Here is a 24,092-nt window from a genome sequence, read left to right as displayed (position 1 = left end):
GCGCCCTCCGGTCCCGCTGACGGCCCGGTCCGCGTCCTTCCGGGAGCCCCGGTTGGACCCCGTGCCGGATGCGCAGTCCGTCGTGGTCTCAGCAACCGCGGGGGGTGTGGGGGCATTCACTGGTCGGCAACAGCACATGATTGCGAGGCGGAACGGCGGGCTGGTAGACTTGACCGTTGGACTCCCGGCCTGGTCGGGCAGGGGGTCTGGTTGGAGCCGTTTGCGGGTGCCCCACGCCCCAGTCCCGGCTCCGGCACAGCCCTCACCGACCCTGACAGACGAAGAAACCAAGGAGTAATCCGACTGTGGCAAACATCAAGTCCCAGATCAAGCGGATCCGCACCAACGAGAAGCGCCGCCTGCGCAATCAAGCCGTGAAGTCCGAGCTCAAGACCCTGGTGCGCCGCACCCGCGAGGCCGTCGAGGCGGGCGACCAGGAGAAGGCCGTCGCCGCCCTGCGCGTCGCCTCCCGCAAACTCGATGTCGCCGTGTCCAAGGGCGTCATCCACAAGAACCAGGCCGCGAACCGCAAGTCGAAGCTGGCGCGCCGCGTCGCCTCGCTGAACAAGTGAGTCCGCGCCCCTGAAGCGCTCCTGCGGGCCGCACCCCTGATCCGGGTGCGGCCCGCTCGCGTGCGCGCTCCCTCCTGAACCCGTCGTAGGGCGACCGCGCCACCGCGGCAAGAGAACCCGCTCCGCCCTCGGACGATCGATCCGTTCGAGGGGCGCCCCATCACCGTCAACGGCCGCGCCGAGTGGCTGTCCCTGCGCGGCCAGGACCGCAGCAAACCCGTGCTGCTGTTCCTGTCCGGCGGTCCCAGGGGCTCGCAACTGGTGACCGCGCGCCACTGCTTCGCCGACCTGGAGCGCGACTACGTGGTCGTCACCTGGGAGCAGCCGGGGGCGGCGAAAGCCAACGGCGCGATCAGTCCGGACGACATCACCCTGGACACCTACCTCTCCGACGGCGCGGCCGTCACCGAAGTGCTCAGGGAAGAGTTCGGCCAGGACCGCATCTACCTCATGGGCGAGTCCTGGGGCTCGGCACTGGGGCTCATGCTGGCGCGCGAGCACCCGGAGCACTACCGGGCCTTCATCGGCACCGGGCAGATGGTCGACTTCCTGGAGACCGACCGGATCGACTACCAGACCGCCCTCGACGACGCCCGGGCGAGTGGGAACCAGAAGCTCGTCAGCCAACTCGAGGAACAGGGGCCGCCCCCCTACGAGTCGGGAACCGCGTTGAAAACAGCCGCCTTCCTCTCCCCCTTGAACGGCCTGTCGGCGCGCTCGGGCCAACTCCACAGCGCGGTCTTCTCGACAATGGAGGGAGTCTACGGCGTCGAGCACCCGGCCCACAACCCCTGGCAGACGGAGACCGGGCTCTTCAACGACGAGGTGCGCCGGGTGTTCGCCGAAGCGGACTGAGTCGGGCCCGCTCCGCGCGCCCGGGCGCGCGAAGTACGGCGGACGGCACCCGCGCGCGGGACGGGGGTGGCGCCGTCCAGGCGCACCCGAGGACAGGAGCGGGGCGGGGCGCCGCCCGGGGGGCGGACGCAGCCGCGCGGGCCGGAGCGTAGGATGTGCACGTCGTCGTGGCCCCGTCCCCGCTAAGGAGAGCAGCATGGCGGATACCGCAGACAGCGCACCGGGCACTCCCCCCGCGCCCGGGGACGCGTCCACGCCCACCGAACCCACCGCCCCCGGGGAGGCGAGCGCCGAGGCCGAACGCCGCGCGCACGACCAATCCCGCGCGCACGAGGAGGAGCCCGCCCCCACCAGCGGCCCGCTCGGCGCTGGAGCCGCAAACCCGCTGGGCGGGATCGAAATCGGCGTCGAGCACCCGGTGTCCCTCTCCTACGCCCACGCCGTCGCCGGCGCCCGGCCCGAACTGGTCGTCCACGTGGGGCGCGCGCCCGCCGAGGCGGGGGCACCGCCGCTGCGGCTGTCCCTGGACTTCTCGATCGAGTGCGACGGGGTGGTCCTGGCCGTGCCCGCCCCGCTGGTGGACGTCGAGGCGGACACCGAGCCCGTGTCATTGAGCACGCCCATCGCGCTGGAGCGCACCGAACTGCTGCGGATGGCCGAGCAGCGCTCCACCGTCCTCGTCGTGGCGATGCGCGCGGGCGACTGGTCCCGCGAGGAGCAGATGAGCGGCCCGGAGGTCCTGGCGGCGCGCCAGTGGATCGTGGGGCAGGACCAGGCGTGGGCGGCCATGACGCTGTCGACCTTCGTCCAACCGCAGCACCCCCGCCTGTCCGACCTCGAGCGCGAGGCGGCCACGCTCCTGGACCAGTGGACGGGATCCGCCTCCCTCGACGGCTACCAGGGCGGGCCCGAGAGGGTCGACACCGCGGTCGACGCGCTGTGCCACGCCTTCGCCGCGCGTTCCATCGCCTACGCGCCGCCCCAGGGCAACTGGTCGGAGAGGGGCCACCGCCTCCGCGACGCGGAGGACGTGCTCCAGGGGCGCCTCGCCTCGCACCTGGACGCCGCCCTGGTCCTGGCGTCCGCCCTCGAGCACCTGCGCGTCGAGCCCCTCGTCGTGGTGTGCGGGGCGACCGCCGTCCTGGGGTACTGGAAGTCGGAGCGCCACTCGGCGGAGAACGTGGCGATGCCGGGGTGGCAGCTGGTCAACCAGATCGACCGGGGCCTGATCGGCCTCGTCGACACCGGTTCCCTGGTGGAGTCGCCTCCGCCGCCCCTGCGGGAAGTGGCGGCGCGTGCCCGCAGGATCCTGCGGGCGGACGGCTCGGGCGCCAGGTTCGTCGTGTCCGTCCGCCAGGCGCGCCTGGAGGGCGCGCGCCCCCAGCCGGTCCGCTCGGTCGGCCAGGACGGCGCCGTCGTCGAGATCGCCGCACCCATCGTCGAGCGGTCGAACACGATCACCCTGGAGAACCTGCCGGAACAGGGCGGGGCCCGGCCCTCCCTGCCCGCCGCCCCTCCCCGCGTCGAGGGGTGGAAGGCGGCCCTGCTGGACCTGAGCGCGCGCAACCGCCTCATCCACTGCCCCGACTCCGCCATCGCCTCGCACAGGCTGGTCGAGTTGGCGGTCCCCGAAGCGGTCATGGGAGCGGTCGAGGACCTCATCGCCTCGGGGAGCGCCATCACCCTGGAGGGCGCGGGCGAGAGGGCGGCCGCGTGCCGCCGCACGGGCAGAGCGTTCCACGAGGAACTCGACCCGCCGCTCCTGGCCCCCGGGATCGCCGACCACAGGCGCGTGCAGGTCGATGTCTCCAACGACGCGTACTTCTCGGCGCTGCGGGCGCTGCGCTCCCAGGCGCGCACCCTGGTCCAGGAGACCGGCACGAACAACCTGTACCTGGCGCTGGGCTCGCTGGTGTGGACGACGCGCGGAACCACCGTGCGCTCCCCGCTGGTGTTCGTCCCGGTGGAGCTGTCGACCCGGTCGGCCCGCAGCCCCTACACGCTGCGCATCGACCCGGCGGGGGCGCCCACCCCGAACTATTCGCTCGTCGAGCGGCTCCGCCTCGACCTGGGGCTGACGGTGCCGGGGCTGCGCGAGCCCACCGCCGACGACGCGGGCATCGACGTGCCCGCCCTGTTCGACGCCGTGCGCGCCGCCCTGGCCGAGGCCAGCCTCCCCTTCCACGTGGAGGCCACCACGTACCTGGGGATCTTCAACTTCGGGAACTTCCGCCTGTGGAAGGACCTGGAGGAGTCGTGGGAGCTGCTGGCCCGCAACCCACTGGTCCACCACCTCATACACTCCCCCGATGCGGCCTTCGCCGACCCCCGGGCAGACGTGGCGCCCCCTCCCGCAGAGGAGGTCCTCCCCACTCTGCCCATCCCCGCCGACGCCTCCCAGGTGGGCGTCGTCGCCCGCGCCCTCGCGGGCCACACCCTGGTCGTCGAGGGGCCTCCGGGCACGGGCAAGTCACAGACCATCGCGAACCTCATCATGCGCCTGCTCGCCGAGGGCAGGAAAGTCATGTTCGTCGCCGAGAAGCAGGCGGCCCTCGACGTCGTCTACCGCAGGATAGCGGCCGAGGGGTTCGGCCCCCTCGTGCTCAACCTCCACGACCGCAAGCAGAAACCCGCGCTCGTGCGGCGCAGGATCCTCGACGCCTCGGAGTTGGAGCCGCACCCCGACTCCGTGCGCATCGACTCGGTGCGCCACCGGGTGGAGGCGGGCCGGGAGGCCCTCGAGGTCTACGCGCGCGCCCTCCACGGCACAACGGCCTCGGGCATGTCGGCCTACGAGGCGCGGGCCTCGCTGGTGGCGTACGGCGATGCCCGCCCCTCGCTGGCGATCACGGGGCCGCAACTGGCCGCCCTCGACGACGCGGGGGCCGCGGAACTGCGGGACGAGGCGGTCCCCCGCCTGCGCGACTGCCTCCTGGGCCTGGACGGGGACCAGGGGCGCGCCTCGGCCTTCCTCAGCGCTCCCGTGGACGACGCCTGCATCGACGCGGTCGCGGACGCGATCGGGGAACTGCACGAAGTGGCGGACGCGGACGACGACGGGCTCCTGGCGGCCCTCGCCGCGCTCGACGAGGGGGAGGCGGAGGTCGTCGCGAGCGTCCTCGGGGCCACTGCCTACCCCCTGCCCGCGCTCTCGCGCCTGGCGGATCCGGCATGGCGGGCCGCCGCGCGCTCACTGCGCGACCGCCTGGCCGCGCCCCCGGACTCCCCCGCCCTCGACTACTTCCAGCCGGCCGCCCTCGAAGCCGACCTGGCCCCCGTGCGCGACGCCGTCAGCGACGCCACGCACGCCCTGCTGCGCCGCAGGACGAAGACCGGCCGCGCTTTCGGGCCCCTCGCCCAGTACCGGATCACCAGCACTCCCCTGCCCCGGTCGCCGCGCGCCGCGCTGGGCCTCATTGACGACTTGGCGGCCTGCGCCGCCCAGGACCGTGAGCTGCGGGAGCTGTGGCGCCGGGTCCTGCCCGAGGCGGCGGGGCTCCACGTGGGCACGTGGTCGGCGATGCGAGGGGAGGACCGCAGCGCGGCACTGCGCGAAGTCGAGTTCCTCATCGGGCTCGAGGGGGCGTTCGACGGGCCGCCCGGCACCGCACTGTCCCGCGCGTGCGGGATCGCGCTGGCGGCGGCGGGCGGGGGCGACGGGGAACGGGAGCGGGTCCGCCAGCGGGTGGTCCGGGTGCGCGGCTGCCTCGGGCGCATCGCCGCCCAGCCCGTCCTCCGCTCGCTGCCCATCGACCGCCTCGTCGCCCTGTCCGGCGCGCTTGCGCGCATGGGCCGCGCCGACCGGTGCGCCGACCTGCGCGCCCACAGCGCTTTGGAGCGGGCGCTGGAGCCGCTGGTGCGCCTCGGGCTGGTGGACGCGGCCGCGCAGGTGCGCGAGCGGCAGATCGGGCCCTTCGAGTTGGCGACGGCACTCGAGGTCGGCCTGGCCCGCGCCACCATCGACCAGCGCCTGCGCCACGGTCCCCTGCGCGCCTTCACCCGGGCCGTCCACGAGCACAGCGCCGACGCCTACGCCGCCGACCTGGCTTCACTGCGGGCCCTGCTGCCCCAGGGCCTCATCGCCCGCGCCCTCGCCTCCCACCGCGAGCGCCTGGAGGGGCAGGGCACCCGCCTGGACGACCTCAAGCGCGAGTTGGCGCGGCGCGTGCGCGCCCGCGGGATCCGGGACTTGGTCGGCGAGTACGGGGACCTCATCACGGGCATCACCCCGTGCGTGCTCGTCTCCCCGGACTCCGTGGCGCGTTTCTTCCCCGCCGAGCGCCAGGACTTCGATGTCGTGGTCTTCGACGAGGCGTCGCAGATCACCGTGGCCTCCGCCGTCGGCGCGATGGGGCGGGGGCGCAGCGCGATCGTGTGCGGCGACTCGAACCAGATGCCCCCCACGTCCTTCGCGAAGCTGTCGCGCGAGGCGGAGGACGCGGGCGGTTTCCCCGACGAGGAGTCGATCCTCACCGAGTGCGTCTCCGCGCACGTCCCGCGCGCCTGGCTGTCGTGGCACTACCGCAGTCAGGACGAGGCCCTCATCGCCTTCTCGAACCGCCAGTACTACGGGGGCAGGCTCTCGTCCTTCCCCAGCCCCCGCCCGCCCGCCTCCGCGCCCGGGCGGGGAGGCGGGGTGTCGATGCGCCTGGTGGAGGGGCGTTTCATCCGTTCCGTCCCCCGCGGGGGCGACCGCAGGACCCTGCGCACCAATCCCGAGGAGGCGGCGGCCATCGTCGCCGAGGTGCGGGCGCGCTTCGCCGCCGAGGCCTCCCCGTCCATCGGGGTGGTCACCTTCAACCTCCCCCAGCGGGACCTCGTGGAGACCAGGCTCCGCGACCTCGACGACCCGCGCATCACCGCGTCCCTGGACGCCGACGACGGCCTTTTCGTGAAGAACCTGGAGAACGTGCAGGGCGATGAGCGGGACACGATCCTCTTCTCCGTCGCCTTCGCCCACGACGAGTCGGGGCGCATCCCCCTGAACTTCGGGCCCCTCAACCTGCCCGGCGGGGAGCGGCGCCTCAACGTGGCGGTCACGCGGGCCAGGCGCGAGGTCGTCGTCTTCGCGTCCTTCGAGCCCGACGAGCTCGAGGTGGAGCGCTCCCAGTCGCGCGGTTTGAGGGACCTCAAGGAGTACCTGCGCCTGGCGCGCCTGGGGCCCGACGAGTACGCGCGCCGCTCCCCGCGCCTGCCCGAGCCCGACGACCACCGCGAGCAGATCGCCGCCCGGCTGCGCGGGGCGGGCGCGGTCGTGAGCACCGACGTGGGACTGTCGGACTTCCGCATCGACCTGGTGCTCTCCCCCGGGCACGACCCGGGCGCTCCGTCATTGGCGGTCCTCCTCGACGGGAGGGGGTGGGCGGCGCGCGGCACCGTCTACGACCGCGATGTCCTGCCCCGCTCGGTCCTTTCGGGCCTGATGGGATGGCCCGGGGTGGAGCGCGTGTGGCTGCCCGACTGGGTGGCGGATCCGCAGGGCGTCGTGGACCGGCTCATGGGCCGCCTGGAGGAGGCGTGGGCGCGGGCCGAGGGTGGGCGCCGGCCCGTTTCCCCGGACGGCAGTCCGGCCGGGTAGCCGGGGGTGCGCCTCGGGTTGCGCGGGCGGTCCCAGCGCGCCGGACGGCGGCCCTGCCCGGCAGTGCGGGGCTGTGGATGGCGGTATCCCTGGGACGGATCTTTCCCTGGACGCGAGAACCGGGGCCGGGGCGATGCCCGGCCCCCGCCTCGTAGCCGCCTACTCGAGTTCGAAGGCCCCCGTGTACAGCTGGTAGTACACGCCGCGCTGCTCGAGCAGCTGGTCGTGGGTGCCGCGCTCGATGATGCGCCCGTGGTCCAGGACCATGATCGCGTCGGCGTTGCGCACCGTGGAGAGGCGGTGGGCGATGACGAACACGGTGCGCCCCTCCATGAGGTTGTCCATGCCCTCCTGGACGAGGGCCTCGGTTCGCGTGTCGATCGAGGAGGTGGCCTCGTCGAGGATCATGGCCGGAGGGTCTGCCACGGCGGCGCGCGCGATCGACAGGAGCTGGGCCTGCCCCTGCGAGAGGCTGGCGCCGTTGCCGGTGAGCATCGTGTCGTAGCCGTCGGGCAGGCGCCGGATGAAGGAGTCCGCGTTCGCCAGTTCCGCGGCGGCGACGCACTCCTCGTCGGTGGCGTCCAGGCGCCCGTAGCGGATGTTGTCCATGACGGTGCCGGTGAAGAGCCTCACGTCCTGCAGGACGACTCCCAGGGAGCGGCGCAGGTCCGGCTTGTGGATCTTCGTGATGTTGATGCCGTCGTAGCGGATCTTGCCGTCGTCGATGTCGTAGAAGCGGTTGATGAGGTTCGTGATCGTAGTCTTGCCCGCGCCTGTGGCGCCCACGAACGCGATCTTCTGGCCGGGTTTGGCCCACAGGGATATGCCGGTGAGGACTTGTTTCTCCCCGTCGTAGGAGAAGTCCACGCCCTCCATGACCAATTCGCCGCGCAGCGGCGTGTAGGTGACGGTGCCCTCCGCCTGGTGGGGGTGCTCCCACGCCCACAGCTGGGTGCGCTCGCGCGTGGGCTCGATGCTCCCGTCCTGGCCGACTCGGGCGCGCACGAGGCGCACGTAGCCGTCGTCCGCCTCGCTCTGCTGGTCGATGAGCGCGAACACGCGCGAGGCGCCCGCCACGCCCAGTGCGATCATCGGCACCTGCATGGCGGCCTGCTGGATCGTCTGGGACAGGAAGCGCACCATGCCCAGGAAGGACACGACGACGCCGACGGTGATGACGCCCATGCCCGCGAAGCCGATGTTCGGCACGGACCGCAGGACCATGACGCCGCCGACCAGGGCGACCAGGACGTAGAGCAGGTTCCCCACGTTTCCCAGGGCCGGCATGAGGACGTTGCCGTAGCGGTTCGCCTTCTCCGAGTCGGTGAAGAGTTTCTCGTTGTACTCCAGGAAGTCGCGTTTGGCGGCCTCCTCGTGGTTGAAGACCTGGACGACCTTCTGCCCGTCCATCATCTCCTCCACGAAGCCCTCCTCGGCGGCCAGGGACGCCTGCTGGCGGACCATGTACCGTGCCGAGGCCCCGCCCAGTTTCCTCGTGAGCGCCACCATGACCCCGGCGACCACGGCGACCAGGGCGGTGAGCCACACCGAGTAGCTGAGCATTGTGACGGCGACGACGGCGATGGTGAGGGCCGACTGGATGAGGGTGGGGATCGCCTGGCCGATGAGCTGGCGGATCGCGTCGGTGTCGTTCGTGTAGGTCGACATGATCGCGCCGTGCGGGTGCGTGTCGAAGAAGCGCAGCGGCAGCGTTTCCATGCGGTCGAACATGTCGTCGCGCATGTGCTTGAGCGCGCCCTGGGTGATGACCGCCATGATCCTCGTGTAGAGGAAGGACGCGAGCACACCCGTGGCGAAGATCGCCCCCATTGTGAGGATGAGGCGCACGAGGGTCTCCCACACGGCGTCTATGCCCTGGGCCGTGCCCGGCGTGATCACCGTGTCGACGATCTGCTGCAGGAAGATCGAGCCGACCGACGAGGCGACCGACGCCACGACGATGCAGACGGCCACGATGATGAGGCGGACCCGGTAGAGGCCGAAGAGGTATGAGGTGAGGCGGCGGAAGGGGCGGTCGATGCCCTCGAGCTTCTCCGCGTTCGGGTCGGTGCGCGCCATGTCACGCCACCCCGCTTTCCGTGGTCTGGTTCTGGGATTCGTAGATCTCGCGGTACTCCCCGCCCGCCGTCATGAGCTCGTCGTGGGTGCCGCGCTCCTTGATGCGCCCGTCGTCCATCACGATGATCTGGTCGGCGTCGCGCACCGAGGACAGGCGCTGGGCGATGATGATCGTCGTCGTGCCGGGAAGCTCCGTGGCGAAGGCCCGTCGGATGAGGGCGTCGGTGCGCGTGTCCACGGCCGAGGTCGAGTCGTCCAGGATGAGGATGCGGGGGCGTTTGAGCAGCGCGCGGGCGATGCACAAGCGCTGCTTCTGGCCGCCCGAGACGTTGGTGCCGCCCCTCTCGATCAGCGTGTCGTAGCCGTCGGGGAACGCGCGGACGAACTCGTCGGCCTGGGCGAGCTCGCAGGCGCGCACCAGCTCCTCGTCGGTGGCGGTGGGGTCCCCCCACCTGAGGTTCTCCTTGATGGTCCCGGAGAACAGGACGTTCTTCTGCAGGACTACGGAGACGGCGTCGCGCAGGGACTCCAGGTCGTACTCGCGCACATCTCGCCCGCCAACTCGCACGGTCCCGCCAGTGGCGTCGTACAGGCGCGGGATCAGCTGGACGAGGGTGGTCTTCGAGGCGCCCGTCCCGCCGACGACGCCCAGGGTCGAACCGGAGGGGACGACCAGGTCGATGCCGCGCAACGCGTCCTCCTCGGCGTCGTCGGAGTACTTGAAAGACACTCCCTCGAAACGCACCTCGCCGTTGGCGACCTCGCGCGCACCGCCTTCGGGGGAGGCCAGCGACGCGGAGTGGGCGAGCACCTCGGCGATGCGGTTCGCCGACTCGGCGGCCATCGTCGTCATCACGAAGATGAAGGCGAGCATGAGCATGGCCGTGAGGATCTGGATGCCGTAGGTGATGAGCGCGGACAACTGGCCGGTGGTGAGTTCCGTGCCGCCGGAGGCCACGATCATGCGAGCGCCGATGAAGTCGACCATCATGATGGCGGCGAAGATGAAGAACATCATCACGGGGTTGTTGAGGGCGAGGATCTTCTCGGCCTTGGTGAAGTCGGCGCGCAGGTCCTGGGAGGCGGTGGCGAAGCGCTCGCGCTCGTGGTCCTCGGTGACGAAGGACTTGACGACGCGGATGGCCGAGACGTTCTCCTGCACCGAGTTGTTCAGGGCGTCGTACTTCTTGAAGACGCGGCGGAATATCGGGAAGACCACCGCGATGATGAGGACCAGGATCGCCACCAGGAAGGGCAGCATCCCCAGGAAGACCAGCGACATGCGCCACGAGATGCGCAGCGTCATGATGACGGCGAAGACCACCATGAGGGGCACGCGCACGGCGACGCGGATCAACATGCCGAAGGCGTTCTGCACGTTGGTCACGTCCGTGGTCATGCGCGTGACCAGGGAGGAGGTGGAGAAGGCGTCGATGTCCTTGAAGGAGAAGCCCTGGACCCGGAAGAACAGGTCCTGGCGCAGGTTCTTGGCCAGGCCGGCCGCCGCGGTCGCGGAGAAGCGGGCCGCCAGGACGCCGCACGCCAGCGACGCCATCGCCATGACGACCAACACCAGGCCGATGCGCAGCACCGGCCCCAGATCCTCGCCGCCGAGGCGGTCCACCAGGGTCGCCATGATCAGTGGCAGCAGGCACTCGAGCGCGACCTCCCCGACTATGAACAGCGGGGTGAGCACGGAGGCGCGCCTGTACTCGCGCAGCCTCCCCGTGAGAATGCGGATGGTTTTCATCTATCGTCCCCTTCCGTGCGCGGCCCTGCGGCGCGCGGTCTTTTCCGTTGTCGTCTTCCCGGCTCCGTGCGCTCCCGGCCCCTCGGCGCGCAGTCGTTCCCGTTGTCGTCGTGTTGTGGCGCCGAACCGCCCCCGGCTGCCCCGCGGGGCTGGACCGGGGGCGCGGGCTCCGTCCGCTCCCGGCGCCCTGTGGGCGGCGCCGGGCAGGCCCGGCGCGGCGCTGCCCGTTCCCTGTCAGCGCCCGCGGAGGCGGCAGATGGTGATGACTGCCTTCTCCACCGCCCTCTGCGGGTCGCGCGAGGCGCCCTTCGTCTCCTCGTCGGCGGTGGCGATGGCCTCGAAGGCGCCCGCCAGGGAGTGGTCGGACCATCCGCGCAGGTCCCTGCGCGCCCGGTCGATCTGCCACGGCGCCATCTTCAGGGCGGCAGCGCTCCCCCCTATGGATGCCTTCGCCATCGCGCGGAACTTCATCGCGAGTGCGGCGACCAGCAGTTGCGGCGCCACCCCCGTAACGAAAGCGTGGCGCGTGAGCGTGAGCGCTTTGGCAGCCTCTCCGGCGACTGCCGCGTCGGCCACGTCGTACCCGCTCGCCTCCACGCGGCCCGCCTGGTAGCGGTGCACGTCCTCGACGGTGACGCGCCCGGGCACGTCGGACAGCAGCTGGGCGAGCGCCCCCGCCATGGCGCGCGGGTCGGATCCGAGGGCGTCGACGAGGGCGCGCATCGCCGCGGGGTCCATCTGGCGGCCTGCGGCGCGCACGTCCGCTTGGACGAGGGCCAGTTTGTCGCGGTCGTTCTTCAGCGGTTCGGCAGGGATCACGGGCCATTTGGCGCGCGCAACCGCCTCGACGACCTTCTTGCCCCGGGCGCCGCCCCCGGGGTGGACGAGGAACATCCACACGTCGGGCGCGGGCGAGGCGGCGTAGGCCACGAGGTCCGTGGCGAGCGCGTCGCTCATGGTCTCCAGGTCGCGGATGATGATCATCCTGGACTCGCCGAAGAGCGAGGGCGAGGCGATGAGGTCGAGCTGCCCGGGCCGGTAGGTGGCGGCGACCAGGTCAGTGCGCTCGACATCCGGGGCCGCTTGGTGGGCGAGTGCCCGCAGGCGGTCCAGAGCGCGGTCGATCAGAAGCCCCTCGGTGCCCTTGATGAGGACCACGGGCGCCAGGGAGATCTCGGTCGGGGCGCTCGTCCGCCTGGGGCGCTGGGCCATGCGTTCCTCCTCCGCCTGCGCGAACGGGTGTCACTGGCAGAAGCCTACGCCCAGGCGCATCGCGCCGCGTGCGGTGCGGACCCGCGTGTGACTCTTCACCCACCGGCGTGGCCGTCGCCCGAGCGCGGGTCGATGGACGCGGTGGAAGAGCTTGCGGGCAAGGAGCAGGGGGCCGCCGCGTAGGCGCGGGCCGGCGCTGATCGTGGCCGCGGGCGCCGGGCAGTCCTACGGAGCCGCCTCCCGAGCGCGGGCCGGCGGGTCAGCGCCGCGCCCCCCGTCGGAGCGCGCGGGCCCTCGCCGCCGCGTAGGCGCCCACCCCCACCAGGTACGCGCCGATGACCACGGGCACGGGGACCTCCAGACGGGCCCCGGGAAGGTCCGCGCACACCTGGGCGACCCAGGCTATCCACCCGGTCGCCCAGCTGGACGCCCAGGCGCACCACGCGGCGCCCGCCTGCCAGTAGGGGCCCAGGAGCGCCGCGGAGAGCGCGGCCACGGTGGCTGGGGCCACGGCGGGTTCGGCGAGGGTGTTGGCGAGCACCGCCCATGTGGGGACTGAGGGGTCCAGGGTGAGCAGCACCGGCATGACGAAGACCTGGCAGGCGGCGGGGACCGCCACGGCGCCCACCAGGCGGCGCAGCGCCCTTCCCAGCGCCGTGTCCCCGCGGAGTCTGCGCGCCGACCACCGCACGGCCGCGGCCGCTGGCCCGATGATCGCGAGCGCCGCCAGAACGGACAGGGCGAAACCGTAGGAGCGTGACGCCCACGGGTCGATGATGACGGTCGCGGTGACGACGGCGCACAGGGCGGCGCACGCCTGCCCGGGCCTGGCGGCGATCAGGGCGAGCGCCGAGACCGCGGCCGTGGCCACGGAGCGGACGACGGAGGGCTCGGGCCCCACCAGCAGGAGGATGAGCGCCAGAACGGCCGCGGTGCTGAGCGCGCGGGGGACCCGCCTGCCCGGAACGGCCAGCGAGACCACGGCGAGCACGATGACGATGTGGGAGCCGGACACGGCGGTGAGGTGGGTGAGGGAGGTCGCCCTCATGGCGTCCTCCAGGCCGGCCGGCAGGGCGCGGTCGTCCCCGATGGCCATGCCGGGCACGAGGGCGCGGGCCTGGGGGCTCATGGCCGAGCAGGTCCGCACCAGGTGGCGGCGCACGTTCCTCGCCCACGCCCATACTCCTCCGGGGCGGTGGACCGCACTCACGCGCTTGACGCGCAGAACCCCGGCGTTCGGGGCCTCCGAGTAGGAGGAGGGGTCGATGGTGCCGACGACGTCGAGTTCGTCGCCCCTGGCCGCGTCCGCGATGCCCGGGCCCCGTAGGAGCGCGTAGGCGCCCGAGGGCGCGCCGCCGACGGCGAGGAGCCGGGCCCGGGCGGTCGCCTCCGCGTGGGAGAACCGCGAGGGCCCGGGGTCCTGGACGAGGCGGACGCGGGCTGCGACCGCCATGCGCCCGCCCTCGGGGGCGCGGGCCGGGTCGGCGTTGTACGAGTCGGCGGCTGCCCATCCCGTGGCGAGGGCGCCCAGTGCCGCCGCGCATACGATGGCGGCGCCGAGGCGCGCGGATCCCGGTGCTGTCAGGGCGTGCTTCGGCTGGTGGGCGCTAGGCCGGGTGAGGACGCAGGCCGCAGCGGTGCCCACCAGTGCGCAGGCGATGAGGAGGCGGTGGGAGCCCGGGGGCACGGCGCTGGTAGTGGTCGCCCACCAGCTGGCCGCCCACGCGGCGATAGCGCAGGGCAGCAGGCGCAGGTCGACCATGACGGGCGCGCGCCTGGGTTCTGCGCGGGCGGGGGCGGCGCGCTCCTCGTGATGGGGCTCCCGGGCCGGCTCGTGGGCGCCGGCTCGTCCGCGACCGGGCGCGGCGCTCACGGACAGGCCCCCGACCGGATCTTCTCGAGCAGGGCCGGGCCTATGCCGGGGACGTCGTCGAGTTCGTCGACGCTGGTGATCGTTCCGTGCGCTGCGCGGTACTGGGCGATGCGCGAGGCCATGGCGGGGCCGACCCCGTCGAGTTCCTGCAGTTCCTGCTCCGAGGCGGCGTTGAGGTTGACGCATTGGGCGCCCTCGGGGGCCCGCGCCCCCGGGGGCGCGGGGGCGGCGCCTTGGGCGGGGACGACGATGTGCTCGCCGTCGGCGATGACGCGCGCGAGGTTGAGTGATTCCAGGTCGGCGTCCTCGCCGGGGCCGCCCGCTGCTTCGATGGCCTCCCCGACGCGGGATCCTGCGGGCATCGTGAGGACTCCGGGCGAGGCGACCCGGCCGGTGACGTAGACGACGACCTGGGTGGCGCCCGCCGCCTGGGAACCGCGGCTCGACCGGGCGCCTGCGCCGCGCGTGCCGCTGGGCCGGGTCCCAGCGGGTGCGGGCGCAGCGCCCTGGGCCGTGTTGGTACGGCTGTCTTCGGCAGGGGCGCCGGCGGACTGGGCGGGGCCGGATGACTGCGCTGGGGCGTCCGGGGTCGGCGTGCCGCTGGGCCCCAGTCTCCACAGGGCGCACAGGGAGACGACGATGATCGTGACGATGACGGCGCAGGTGGAGGCGCCCGATGGGGCCAGGCGCGCCTTGCGTCCGGGGTCGTCGGCGTCGGTCGGGTCCTCTTCGACGGCGCTCGTGTAGACGGCGCGTGTGAGCGCCCGCAAGCGCCTGCGGGCCAGCCATTCGTGCACGGGTGTTCTCATGCGGTCACGGTACGGCGGCCCCCGGTCCGACGGGTAATGCGCCCCCGCCTCCTGTGGATAGCGCCCGGGCGCCGCCCCGCCCTGTGGACGGGCCCCGCCTGGGGCCGTGGCTTGTGGGAGCGCGCGGTAGCGGCGCCCGCGCACACGACTGCGGGCCAGCAGCCACAACCGGGCGCCACAATCTAAGATGGAGCGGAGAACCGCCCGGCCCGACGATGGGAGAACCCGATGAGCGAGAGCATCGCCGACCTGAAAGCACAGCTCGCCGCCGCTGAGGCCGCCGCGAAGGAGGCTGAGGCCCAGGCCGCCCGCGCCAGGGCGGAGGCGCTGCGGGCGCAGCTGGAGGCGGCCGGAGCCCCACAGGGCAGCGCCCCGGGCACGCGGGCGCCCGCCCCCTCGGACGGAGGCGGTCCAGCCGCACCGCCCACCGAGGCCGGCGCTCCGACCGTCCTGGAGAGCACCTCACCCGCGCCCGTGGAGAACGCCGCCCCCGCGGCGGGTTCCTTCGCGGCCATGATCCAAGGCGCTTACTCGTGGGATGCCCCCACGATCACCATCGGCACCCTCATCGACGGCGGCGCGCGGGTCCCGGGCACCACCGCGAAGATGCCCACCGCCATGTTCAACCGCCACCTCCTGGTCGCCGGTGCGACGGGCACGGGCAAAACCCGCACCCTGCAGCTCCTGGCGGAGGGACTGTCGGCGGCGGGCTCGTCGGTGCTCCTGTGCGATGTCAAGGGCGACCTGACTGGCCTGGCCGAGGCGGGAGCCAGCTCGGACAAGCTCTTGTCCCGTACGGCGGCGAACGGGCAGGAGTGGGCGCCCGCAGCCTTCCCCGTCGAGCTGCTGAGCCTGGGCGGCGCGGACTCGCAGTTCCCGGGCGTGCCCGTGCGCGCCCAGGTCTCCGACTTCGGCCCGATCCTGCTGGCGCGGGCCCTGTCCCTCAACACGACGCAGGAGCAGGCCCTCCAGCTGATCTTCGCCTGGGCAGACTCCCAGGGCCTGGAGCTGGTGGACCTGCCCGACCTGCGTTCCGTCATCTCCTTCCTGACCAGCGAGGACGGCAAGGACGAGCTGGCAGGGATCGGCGGCGTCTCCAAGGCGACGGCCGGGGTCGTCCTGCGCGCCCTGACCGCGCTCGAGTCCCAGGGCGGCGGCCAGTTCTTCGGCGCGCCCGGCTTCGACACGGCCGACCTGATCCGTTCTGATTCGAGCGGGAGGGGCATAATTTCACTGCTGGGCGTGGGAGACATTTCCTCTCGCCCCGCCCTGGTCAGTGCAGTCATCATGTTCCTGCTGGCCAACCTGTTCTCGACCCTGCCCGAGGTGGGCGACGCCGAACGCCCCAAGCTCGTGTTCTTCTTCGACGAGGCCCACCTGCTCTTCGCCGACGCGACGAAGGAGTTCGAGCGCCAGGTCGTCCAGACAGTGCGCCTCATCCGCTCCAAGGGCGTGGGCGTGGTCTTCGTGACGCAGACGCCCAAGGACATCCCCTCCGACGTCCTGGCCCAGCTGGGGTCCCGCATCCAGCACGGGCTGCGCGCCTCCACGCCGGACGACTTCAAGAAGCTCAAGGCCACGGTTCAGACGTTCCCCAAGACGGGCCTCGAGCTCGACGAGGTGCTCACCACGCTGGGAACGGGCGAGGCCGTGGTGACGGTCCTGGATCCGAAGGGCAATCCGACGCCGGTGACGCCCGTCGGCATCTGGGCGCCCGCCTCGGTGATGGGCCCCGCCTCGGACGACACGGTGGCCCGCGTCAACCAGTCCAGCATCATCATGGGCCGCTACCGCGACGCGGTGAACCCCGATTCGGCCGAGGAGAAGCTCGAGCGTCGCGCCGAGGAGGCCGTGGCAGCCCGCGAGGAGGCCATCGCCCAGGAGGCGGCCGCCAAGGAGGCGGAGAGGGCAGCCCGGGAGGCGGAGAAGGCAGCAGCCAAGGAACAGGCCGCCCGCGAAAAGGAAATGGAGAAGCTGCGTCGCCAGGTGGAGAAGCAGCAGGAGAAGGAGGAGGCGGCCCGCCAGCGCGCGGCCGAGCGGCGCACGCGGGAGGTCGAGTCGGTCCTGGGCTCCGTTCTGCGCACCGCGGGCCGGGAGATCACGCGCTCCATCTTCGGCACGCGCAAGCGGTAGGTCCCAGGGCCCGGCGTGCCCTGGGACCGTGCCGGCTACCGCGCCGTGCAGATCGGCAGGGAGGCGCCGTCGCCCTGGGCGATGGCGTGGACGGCGTCGGCGGCCTCGCCCAGTGTGGCGACCCGCACGACGCGCAGCCCGTCGGGGATGTTCCCGACGACCTCGTTGCAGTTCGCGGCGGGGGCGAAGAACCATTGGGCGCCGTCCTCCTTCGCGCCCCACATCTTCTGCTGGATCCCCCCGATGGCGCCCACGCGCCCGTCGTAGTTCATGGTCCCTGTCCCGGCGATGACCGCTCCGCCCGTCATATCGCCGGGCGTGAGGCGGTCGATGATGCCCAGCGAGAACATCATCCCCGCCGACGGACCGCCCACGTTCTCCAAGTTGAAGGAGATGTCGAGGGGCAACTGCGCGTCGATTCTGAGGTAGACCCCCAGTTTGGAGCCCTCGGACCCCTCCTCCCCCGCGACGGTCGTCACGGGGATCTCGAGGGCGTCCCCGTCGCGCTGGACGGACAGCCGCACTGTGTCGCCCACGGGGACGCGGGACATGATGGCGAATGGCGCGGAAGCGCTGTCCACCGGGTGGACGGCCCCGTCGACGGTGGTGATCGCGGTCAAAACGTCGCCCTGGGCGACCTTGTCCGCCGCGTCCGTCCCCTCGACGCCCCCCGCGATGGTGACCGAGGCGGGGACCCGCCATCCCAGGTACTCCAGGGCGGCGACCTGCGAGGTGGACTGCGAGGACTGCATCTGGGCCTGGTTGGCGTTGTCGACTTGCTCCTGGGTGGCCGTGGGCGGGTAGACGGAGTCGTAGTCGAGGATCCGCGAGCGCGAGTCGAAAGTGGCGCCGACGAGTTGGAGGAAGTTGAGGCGCCGCCCGGGGCCGCCGCTCTCGGCGACCGTCACCATCCGCAGTTGCCCGGGCCCGCCGTCCCCGGACGGGGCCTTGGCCGCGTAGGAGGAGGACTGGGGGGCGTCGACCGCCACGTCCGCGCCGCTGGTGGGGTCCGTCCCGGAGATCGAGATCATGGGGATGCCGCTGTCGGAGCCGAGGACGTTGAAGGTCGGGCCCGGGCTCTCCACGACATAGGGAACGGGGACCCACGACAGGCCGACGACCATGAGGGCGAGCGCCGCCCCGGAGGCGGCGAGCCTCGCCCACAGGGGGACCTCCCGGCGGCGGCCGGCCAGCCGGGCCCCGTTGGCGCCGACGTGCTCCGCGTGGGAGCGCTGGGCAGGGGCTGCGGGATCGGCGTCCTGGGCGGAAGGTGCGGTGTCCTTGTTCTCGTTCACCTGGACATTGTGGCGCACCACTGGCCCCACCGCACCTGTTCGGCGCCCGCAGCGCCCGTTCCCCTTATGCTTTCAGCGCACACCCAGGCGGCTTCCAGCGCCCCGCCATATTGAGCCACTAGGCTGGCGTCATGAGTGACGAGTCCGATGGCACCCCTTTCGACGACTTCCTCCGCAACCTCCTCGGCGACGAGGCGGGCGAGGAGGCCGCCCGCGCAATGCGGGCACAGGGGTTCGACCCCTCTTCGATGCCCGCCGAGTACTCCGACCCCGCCCACCTGGAACAGGTGCTCAACCAGTTCCGCTTCATCATGAGCACGACGAGCGGCCCGGTCAACTGGGGCCTGGTCGAGGGCGCGGCGAAACAGCAGGCGTTCACCGCGGGGGATCCCCACCCCTGTGCGTCGGAGGCGGCGGCGACGAAGCAGGCGATGACGGTGGCGGATCTGTGGCTCGACACCGTCACCGACTTCTCCGCCGGCCCCGCCGAGCGCCAGGCGTGGAGCCGCGCGCAGTGGATCGACGCGACACTGCCGATGTGGAAGCGGATCTGCGAGCCCGTCGCGGCCAACGTCTCGCGGGCCCTGTCGGCGGCGCTCGCCGACCAGATGGGCGACGGGGGCGATCTGCCCGCGGGCGTCGCCGCCATGCTGGGGCAGACCCAGGAGATGATGCCCAAGCTGTCCGCCATGATGTTCGCCTCGCAGATCGGGCGCGCCCTCAGCGCCCTGGCGCAGGAGGCGATCGGCTCCTACGACGTGGGCATCCCCCTCGCCCCCGCCGGCACGACGGCGCTGCTGCCCCACAACATCGCCGCGTTCAGCGAGGGGCTCGACATCGACTTCACCGAGGTGCGCCAGTTCATGGCCGTGCGCGAGGCGGCCCACCGCCGCCTCTTCGCCTCGGTCTCGTGGCTGTCGGGCGACCTATTGCGCGCGGTCGAGGCGTACAGCGCGGAGATCGCCATCGACCCCACCGCCATCGCGCAGGCGGCCAGCAGCGTCGACCCCTCGGATCCCGAGTCGATCGAACGCGCACTCTCGGGCGGGGTGTTCGCCATCTCCGTCACCGAGGCCCAGCACAGGGCGCTGACGCGCCTGGAGACCCTGCTCGCACTCATAGAGGGGTGGGTGGAGGTCGTCACGGCCGCCGCGACGGCCCCCTACCTGCCCCACTCCGACCAGTTGCGGGAGATGATGCGCAGGCGGCGGGCCTCAGGCAGTCCCGCCGAGGAGGTGCTGGGCCGCCTCATCGGCCTGAAGATGCGCCCCAGGCGCGCCCGGGGCGCCGCGTCGATCTTCTCACTGGTCGCCGCCGACGGCACCGCCACGGCCCGCGACGCGCTGTGGTCGCACCCCGACATGGTGCCAACCATGAACGAGCTCGACTCCCCCGACACCTTCCTCACGATCCGCCAGGCCGCCCTGGAGCAGGACGCCGACATCGACGCCGCCCTCAACTCCCTGCTCGATGGGACGATGGGCTGGGCGGAGGGGCTGTCCCCCCAGGACGACCCGGAGGCGGAGACACTGCGCGAGGCGGGCTTCGCGCCGCAAAGGACGGACGCCGGCAACGACGAGGCCCCACGATCGCCCGGCTCCCCCGAGGACGGCGGCGCGGATCCGTCAGCGCCGGAGGCGTCCAGCGGCGAAGAGCAGGACGGCACAGGACCCGACTCCCTCGGACAGTAGGCCACAGGCGGACGCCCCACCTGGCGCGGCGGGACAGAATCGAAGCCGCAGCTGCTCCGCGCCGGCTCTATCCACAGATTTCCCATTTTCCAGCAGAACCCCCACCGACTGATACATAATGATTTAAATCATGTGAATCGGGAGGAACGGTTATGAAACTGAGAAAAGGAACTGCGGTCCTCTGGCACGGGCAGAACGCTGTTCAGATCGGATCCGACCACTACCACCACACTGTCATCGAGGGCGTCGACGACGCCGAGCGCGCCTGGCTGCTGCGGGCGGCCCTCCCCGAAGGCGGGGGCAGGCGGTCGGGGGCACACCCCGCGGGCCCGCCTGCCCGCCATTCGCTGATCGAATCCGCGCTGCGCCGCAACCGGTTCCTCGACGAGGGCCCCACTCCCCCACTCGTCGTCGGGGCCGTGGGCCTGACCCCCGCCACCATTGTCGCGCTGGGGGCGCTGGCCGACGGTTTCGCACTCGAGTGCTCCATAGAGGACTCCGGCCTCATCGACGAGGACTTCCAGCGGTTCTTCCCCTCGATGGCACTGGGAACCCTCCGCGCCCCCTCGGCACGCAAGCTCCTCGCCGACCGGATCCCCCTGGCCCGCCTCCACTGCCAGTCCCAGCCCCACATCGCGATCGTCAGCGGCGACCGGATGATCGACCCCACGCGCACCGAGGCGCTCACAGCCGTGGACACCCCCCACCTGCTGGTCACCAGGGGCGAGACGGGGTACGAGGTGGGCCCGCTGGTCCTGCCCGGCGCGACCCCGTGCCACCACTGCGTCGAATCTGCACGTATCGCCGACGACCCCTTCCGCCTGGCCCACCTGCGCCACGGCTGCGGCCAGCCGCTGGGGGCGCTCACCGCCTCGGCCCACCTGGCGGCGGGCCTGCTGATCGCGCGCCTCGTCCGCGCCCTGTGCACGGGCGCGTTCGATTTCGCCGACCTGCCCGCGATCCACATCGTCGATCCCGACGGCGGCACAGCCGTGCGCGAACAGGCGCGGCCCGACCCCTCGTGCGCCTGCGGCATCGGGACCATGCCGCCCCCGGGCGAGTCCCCTACGGCTCCGGGGGAGCAACCTCCTCCCCCCGCACCAGGGCCAGTACCGGGGCGGCGAAGCGCTCGACCTTGACGTCGCCGATCCCCTTGATGACCCGCAGCTGGGCGACGGTCTTGGGCCTGGTCACCGCGATGTCGCGCAGCGTCTGGTCGGTGAGCACAGCGAAGGCGGGGACCGAGGCCGCCTGCGCCACCCCCAGGCGCCACGCCTTGAGCCTGGCGAAGAGGTCGAGCGCCTCCTCGCCCGCCTCCGCCTCGAAGCGCTCCCTGCGCTCGCGGGCGCTCTCTTTGGCCGCCTGGCGCTTCGGCTTGCCCACACTCCTGTCCGTCGGCCACACGCCGTCGAGCAGCCGGGAGCGGTGGCGCTTGCCGCGCCCGCCCGTGGCGCGCATCCGCGCCCATGACACCTCCAGCACGTCGCGCGCCCGGGTGAGTGCCACGTACAGCAGGCGTCGCTCCTCCTCGCGGGCTGCGGGCGTGGAGGCGTAAGAGATCGGGAGCAGTCCCTCGGCGACGCCCGCGACGAACACCGCGTCCCATTCGAGGCCCTTCGCGGTGTGGATGGTCGCCACTTCCACGCCCGTTTTGTCGGGCTCGACCTGGTACTGGGCGCGCTCGTCGAGCTCGGAGAGGAACCCCGCCAGGTCGGAGGCGTTCGTGTCATCCGCCCACGCCACGATCGCGGCCATGTCCGCCCACCGCTCGCGGGCGCTGCCGCCGACGGGGGCCTCCTCGCTCCAGCCGACGCCGCCCAGGGCGTCCCTGACCGCCGCGCCGACGCCCCCCGCACCAGCGCCGTCCCCTTCCTGCGCCGCGGCCGCCGTGCGCAGCGCCGATAGGGCCCGGCGCACGTCCTCGCGGCGGAAGAACGGCGTCGAGTTCGTCATCGCGACCGGGATGCCGCGCGCGCCAAGCGCCTCCTCGAACACCTGGGACTGCCCGTTCGTGCGCAGCAGCACCGCTATCGAGTGCGCGGGCGTCCCGCCCGCCATGAGCTCTGTGATCCGCTGGGCGATGCCCTCGGCCTCGGCGACGTCGTCGTCGTAGGTCCGGTAGGCGACGGGCCCCCCGCCCTGACGCTGGCTCACCAGACGCACCGTGCCCTCGCGCTGGGCCGCCCTGGCGAGAACGCGGTTCGCGGCCTCGACGATCGCGGGCGTCGACCGGTAGTCGCGGGTGAGCTCGACCACTCGGGCGCCCGGGTGCTTGCGCGCGAAGCCAGTCAGGTACTCCGGGCTGGCCCCCGTGAAGGAGTAGATGGTCTGGGCCACGTCGCCCACCACGCACACGTCGTGGCGCCCGCCCAGCCACAGGTCGAGCAGGCGGGACTGCAGGAGGTTCACGTCCTGGAACTCATCGACCACGAAGTTGCGGTACTGGCCGCGAACGAGGCGCGCGATGTCGGGGCGCTCCTGCAGGATGCCGCACATGTAGACCAGCACGTCCTCGAAGTCCACCACCCCCCTCTCGGACTTCGCGTCCTCGTAGGCGTCGAGCAGGCGCGCCGCCTCCGCCCCCGTCAGGTCGGCGGGCGCCTGGCGGCCAGTGCGGCGCAGGTGCGCCTCGTAGCGGTCCGGCCCCACCATCGACACCTTCGCCCACTCGATCTCCGCGGCGAGGTCGCGCACCGTCGTCCTGTCCACCGTGATGCCCAGCCTCGCGCAAGCGCTCGACACCAGGGACGCCTTGTGCGGGACCACGTCGGGCATGGGGCCGCCGACGACCGTCGGCCAGAAGTGCCGCAGTTGGCGCAGCGCCGCCGAGTGGAAGGTCCGCGCCTGCGCCCTCGGGACGCCGAGGGCGGCCAGCCGGTGGCGCATCTCGTAGGCCGCGCGCTTCGTGAAGGTCACGGCGAGCACGTTCGACGGGTCGAAGGCCCCGACGGCGGCACCGTAAGCGATCCGGTACGTGATCGCACGGGTCTTGCCCGTGCCCGCGCCCGCCAGGACCGCCAGCGGGCCCGCGACCTGCGTGGCCACCGCGCGCTGGTCGGGGTCGAGTGCGTCGAGGAGTTCGTTCGGGCTCAGGCTCATAGTCCGAATCATCCCATCTCCGCCGCGCATGTGCGTGCTGCCCACCCCGCCAGGAGGGCGAGGAGCGGGAGCGGCGGCCGCGGCCAGGGCCGGTTCCGCCTGCGCCCCTCAGGCGCGCCGGAAACGGGGCGACGTCCACCAGCCACCGCGGCCAGGGCCGGTGCGCCCGCGCCCCTCAGGCGCGCGCCGGGAGTGGGAGCTCCCCTCCGTACCACTGGCGGAGCATCGCGTAGGCGATCGACGACCCGCGCGGCACCAGCAGGCGCCCCAACCCCATCGCGTCGGCCAGCTCCTGCCGGCTGTAGAAGCCCGCCCACTCGATCTCGGCGCCGTCGGGCGCGGGCGCGGGCGCCTCCTCGCGGGTGCGCGCGACGTAGCCCATCATCTGGGAACGGGGGAAGGGCCACGGCTGCGTGCCCACGTAACGGGGATCCTCGATGCCGATGGCGACCTCCTCGCCGACCTCGCGGGCAACCGCGCGGTCGGGGCTCTCCCCGGCCTCGACGAAACCCGCGATCACGGAGACGCGGCCCGGCTCCCACGCCGCGTTGTGGGCGAGCAGGGTCCTCCCCCGGTGGTCGTCGACGCGCACGATGACCGCCGGGTCCTGGCGCGGGTACTCCAGGCGCCCGCAAGCCTCGCAGCGCGCCGCCCACCCGCCGCACTGCGGCTCGAGCGCGCCCGCGCACCGCCCGCAGTAGCGGTAGTCGCGGTGCCACGCCGCCAGGGCGACGCCACTGAGTGCCAGCGCCGCGTCGTCGCCGCCCATCAGGTGGCCCACGGAACGCAGGTGCCGCCACCGGCCCCCCGCGCCGTCCCCTCCGCGTTCGACCTCGATCGCGACCACCACCCGGCCGCCCACGGCTCCGATGAACGAGGCCCGGGCGCCGCCGCGCACGAGCGCCGATGCGCGGCCGGGGGCCATGCGCGCCAGGCGCACCCGCCCGGAGTCCCCCTCCTGCGCCCCATCGACCATGACGTGGCCGCTCGGGGCGACCCCGATGGCAGCGACGGCGCCGACACCGTCGGGCAGTGGCGCGCCCGAGAGGATCCGGTCCGGGGCGAGGGAGTCGCGCAGGCCCACGCAGGGGTCGACGCGACCCCGAACGAGTGGGAGGTCGAGTGCCATGACCCCACCGTACCGCG

14 protein-coding genes are annotated in these 24,092 nt (G+C 72.6%); 6 read left to right on the top strand and 8 right to left on the bottom strand.

Going from position 1 to position 24,092, the window contains the following annotated elements; genetic code table 11:
• Positions 1 to 305: 305 nt before the first annotated feature.
• From rpsT to G447_RS12795, 3 genes are all read left to right on the top strand, one after another.
• Positions 306 to 572 (top strand): 30S ribosomal protein S20, encoded by a 267-nt coding sequence (gene rpsT, locus G447_RS0110100; protein WP_009400678.1) that lies wholly within the window; start codon positions 306 to 308, stop codon positions 570 to 572.
• A 219-nt stretch (positions 573 to 791) separates the two neighbouring features.
• A complete protein-coding gene (locus tag G447_RS11575; RefSeq protein ID WP_243442361.1) occupies positions 792 to 1,427 on the top strand; it encodes an alpha/beta fold hydrolase in 636 nt (211 codons plus the stop codon).
• A 196-nt stretch (positions 1,428 to 1,623) separates the two neighbouring features.
• Entirely contained in the window at positions 1,624 to 7,005 is a 5,382-nt protein-coding gene (locus tag G447_RS12795; RefSeq protein WP_051226319.1) for a DUF4011 domain-containing protein, read from the top strand.
• Between the two features lie 159 nt (positions 7,006 to 7,164).
• Here the strand turns inward: G447_RS12795 and G447_RS0110085 are convergent, their stop codons facing one another.
• From G447_RS0110085 to G447_RS0110065, 5 genes are all read right to left on the bottom strand, one after another.
• On the bottom strand, positions 7,165 to 9,084 hold the full coding sequence (locus G447_RS0110085; RefSeq protein WP_026430961.1) for an ABC transporter ATP-binding protein: 1,920 nt from the start codon (positions 9,082 to 9,084) through the stop codon (positions 7,165 to 7,167).
• 1 nt (position 9,085) lies between these two features.
• On the bottom strand, positions 9,086 to 10,834 hold the full coding sequence (locus tag G447_RS0110080; RefSeq protein WP_026430960.1) for an ABC transporter ATP-binding protein: 1,749 nt from the start codon (positions 10,832 to 10,834) through the stop codon (positions 9,086 to 9,088).
• A 234-nt stretch (positions 10,835 to 11,068) separates the two neighbouring features.
• Positions 11,069 to 12,046 (bottom strand): DNA polymerase III subunit delta, encoded by a 978-nt coding sequence (gene holA, locus G447_RS0110075; protein WP_026430959.1) that lies wholly within the window; start codon positions 12,044 to 12,046, stop codon positions 11,069 to 11,071.
• Positions 12,047 to 12,305: 259 nt separating this feature from the next.
• Positions 12,306 to 13,919: a ComEC/Rec2 family competence protein gene (locus G447_RS11565; RefSeq protein ID WP_243442360.1), complete on the bottom strand. Its 1,614-nt coding sequence runs from the start codon at positions 13,917 to 13,919 to the stop codon at positions 12,306 to 12,308.
• Entirely contained in the window at positions 13,916 to 14,728 is an 813-nt protein-coding gene (locus G447_RS0110065) for a helix-hairpin-helix domain-containing protein (protein ID WP_081697901.1), read from the bottom strand. Before G447_RS0110065 ends, G447_RS11565 begins: the two co-directional genes overlap by 4 nt.
• A 228-nt stretch (positions 14,729 to 14,956) precedes the next feature.
• Between G447_RS0110065 and G447_RS0110060 the strand changes: the two genes are divergently transcribed.
• A complete protein-coding gene (locus tag G447_RS0110060) occupies positions 14,957 to 16,861 on the top strand; it encodes a helicase HerA-like domain-containing protein (protein ID WP_026430957.1) in 1,905 nt (634 codons plus the stop codon).
• Between the two features lie 35 nt (positions 16,862 to 16,896).
• Here G447_RS0110060 and G447_RS0110055 read toward each other — a convergent pair whose 3' ends face one another.
• A complete protein-coding gene (locus tag G447_RS0110055; RefSeq protein WP_243442359.1) occupies positions 16,897 to 18,156 on the bottom strand; it encodes a YlbL family protein in 1,260 nt (419 codons plus the stop codon).
• A 131-nt stretch (positions 18,157 to 18,287) separates the two neighbouring features.
• Here G447_RS0110055 and G447_RS0110050 point away from each other — a divergent pair, with 131 nt between their 5' ends.
• Positions 18,288 to 19,847, top strand: coding sequence for a zinc-dependent metalloprotease (locus tag G447_RS0110050; RefSeq protein WP_026430955.1), 1,560 nt, complete (start codon positions 18,288 to 18,290; stop codon positions 19,845 to 19,847).
• A gap of 152 nt (positions 19,848 to 19,999) precedes the next feature.
• Positions 20,000 to 20,986 (top strand): hypothetical protein, encoded by a 987-nt coding sequence (locus tag G447_RS11560; protein ID WP_051226317.1) that lies wholly within the window; start codon positions 20,000 to 20,002, stop codon positions 20,984 to 20,986.
• Here the strand turns inward: G447_RS11560 and G447_RS0110040 are convergent.
• Together G447_RS0110040 and nudC are read right to left on the bottom strand one after the other, a co-directional pair.
• Complete coding sequence (locus tag G447_RS0110040) at positions 20,913 to 22,946, bottom strand: ATP-dependent helicase (protein WP_026430954.1); 2,034 nt, start codon at positions 22,944 to 22,946, stop codon at positions 20,913 to 20,915. The genes G447_RS11560 and G447_RS0110040 overlap by 74 nt on opposite strands.
• A gap of 175 nt (positions 22,947 to 23,121) precedes the next feature.
• Complete coding sequence (gene nudC, locus G447_RS0110035; RefSeq protein WP_026430953.1) at positions 23,122 to 24,075, bottom strand: NAD(+) diphosphatase; 954 nt, start codon at positions 24,073 to 24,075, stop codon at positions 23,122 to 23,124.
• Positions 24,076 to 24,092 lie beyond the last annotated feature (17 nt).

Origin of the sequence: Schaalia georgiae DSM 6843 (assembly GCF_000429245.1) — a bacterium.
GTDB classification, from domain to species: domain Bacteria; phylum Actinomycetota; class Actinomycetes; order Actinomycetales; family Actinomycetaceae; genus Pauljensenia; species Pauljensenia georgiae.
The sequence above is the reverse complement of the archived record's forward strand: the minus strand, read 5'-3'. Positions and strand labels throughout refer to the sequence as shown.

Bases quoted from the DNA above. Each gene is read 5' to 3' on its own strand.
- G447_RS12795 (WP_051226319.1), top strand. From the start codon at position 1,624: ATGGCGGATACCGCAGACAGCGCACCGGGCACTCCCCCCGCGCCCGGG.
- G447_RS0110085 (WP_026430961.1), bottom strand. From the start codon at position 9,084: ATGGCGCGCACCGACCCGAACGCGGAGAAGCTCGAGGGCATCGACCGC.
- G447_RS0110080 (WP_026430960.1), bottom strand. From the start codon at position 10,834: ATGAAAACCATCCGCATTCTCACGGGGAGGCTGCGCGAGTACAGGCGC.
- holA (WP_026430959.1), bottom strand. From the start codon at position 12,046: ATGGCCCAGCGCCCCAGGCGGACGAGCGCCCCGACCGAGATCTCCCTG.
- G447_RS0110065 (WP_081697901.1), bottom strand. From the start codon at position 14,728: ATGAGAACACCCGTGCACGAATGGCTGGCCCGCAGGCGCTTGCGGGCG.
- G447_RS0110060 (WP_026430957.1), top strand. From the start codon at position 14,957: ATGAGCGAGAGCATCGCCGACCTGAAAGCACAGCTCGCCGCCGCTGAG.
- G447_RS0110050 (WP_026430955.1), top strand. From the start codon at position 18,288: ATGAGTGACGAGTCCGATGGCACCCCTTTCGACGACTTCCTCCGCAAC.
- G447_RS11560 (WP_051226317.1), top strand. From the start codon at position 20,000: ATGAAACTGAGAAAAGGAACTGCGGTCCTCTGGCACGGGCAGAACGCT.
- G447_RS0110040 (WP_026430954.1), bottom strand. From the start codon at position 22,946: ATGAGCCTGAGCCCGAACGAACTCCTCGACGCACTCGACCCCGACCAG.
- nudC (WP_026430953.1), bottom strand. From the start codon at position 24,075: ATGGCACTCGACCTCCCACTCGTTCGGGGTCGCGTCGACCCCTGCGTG.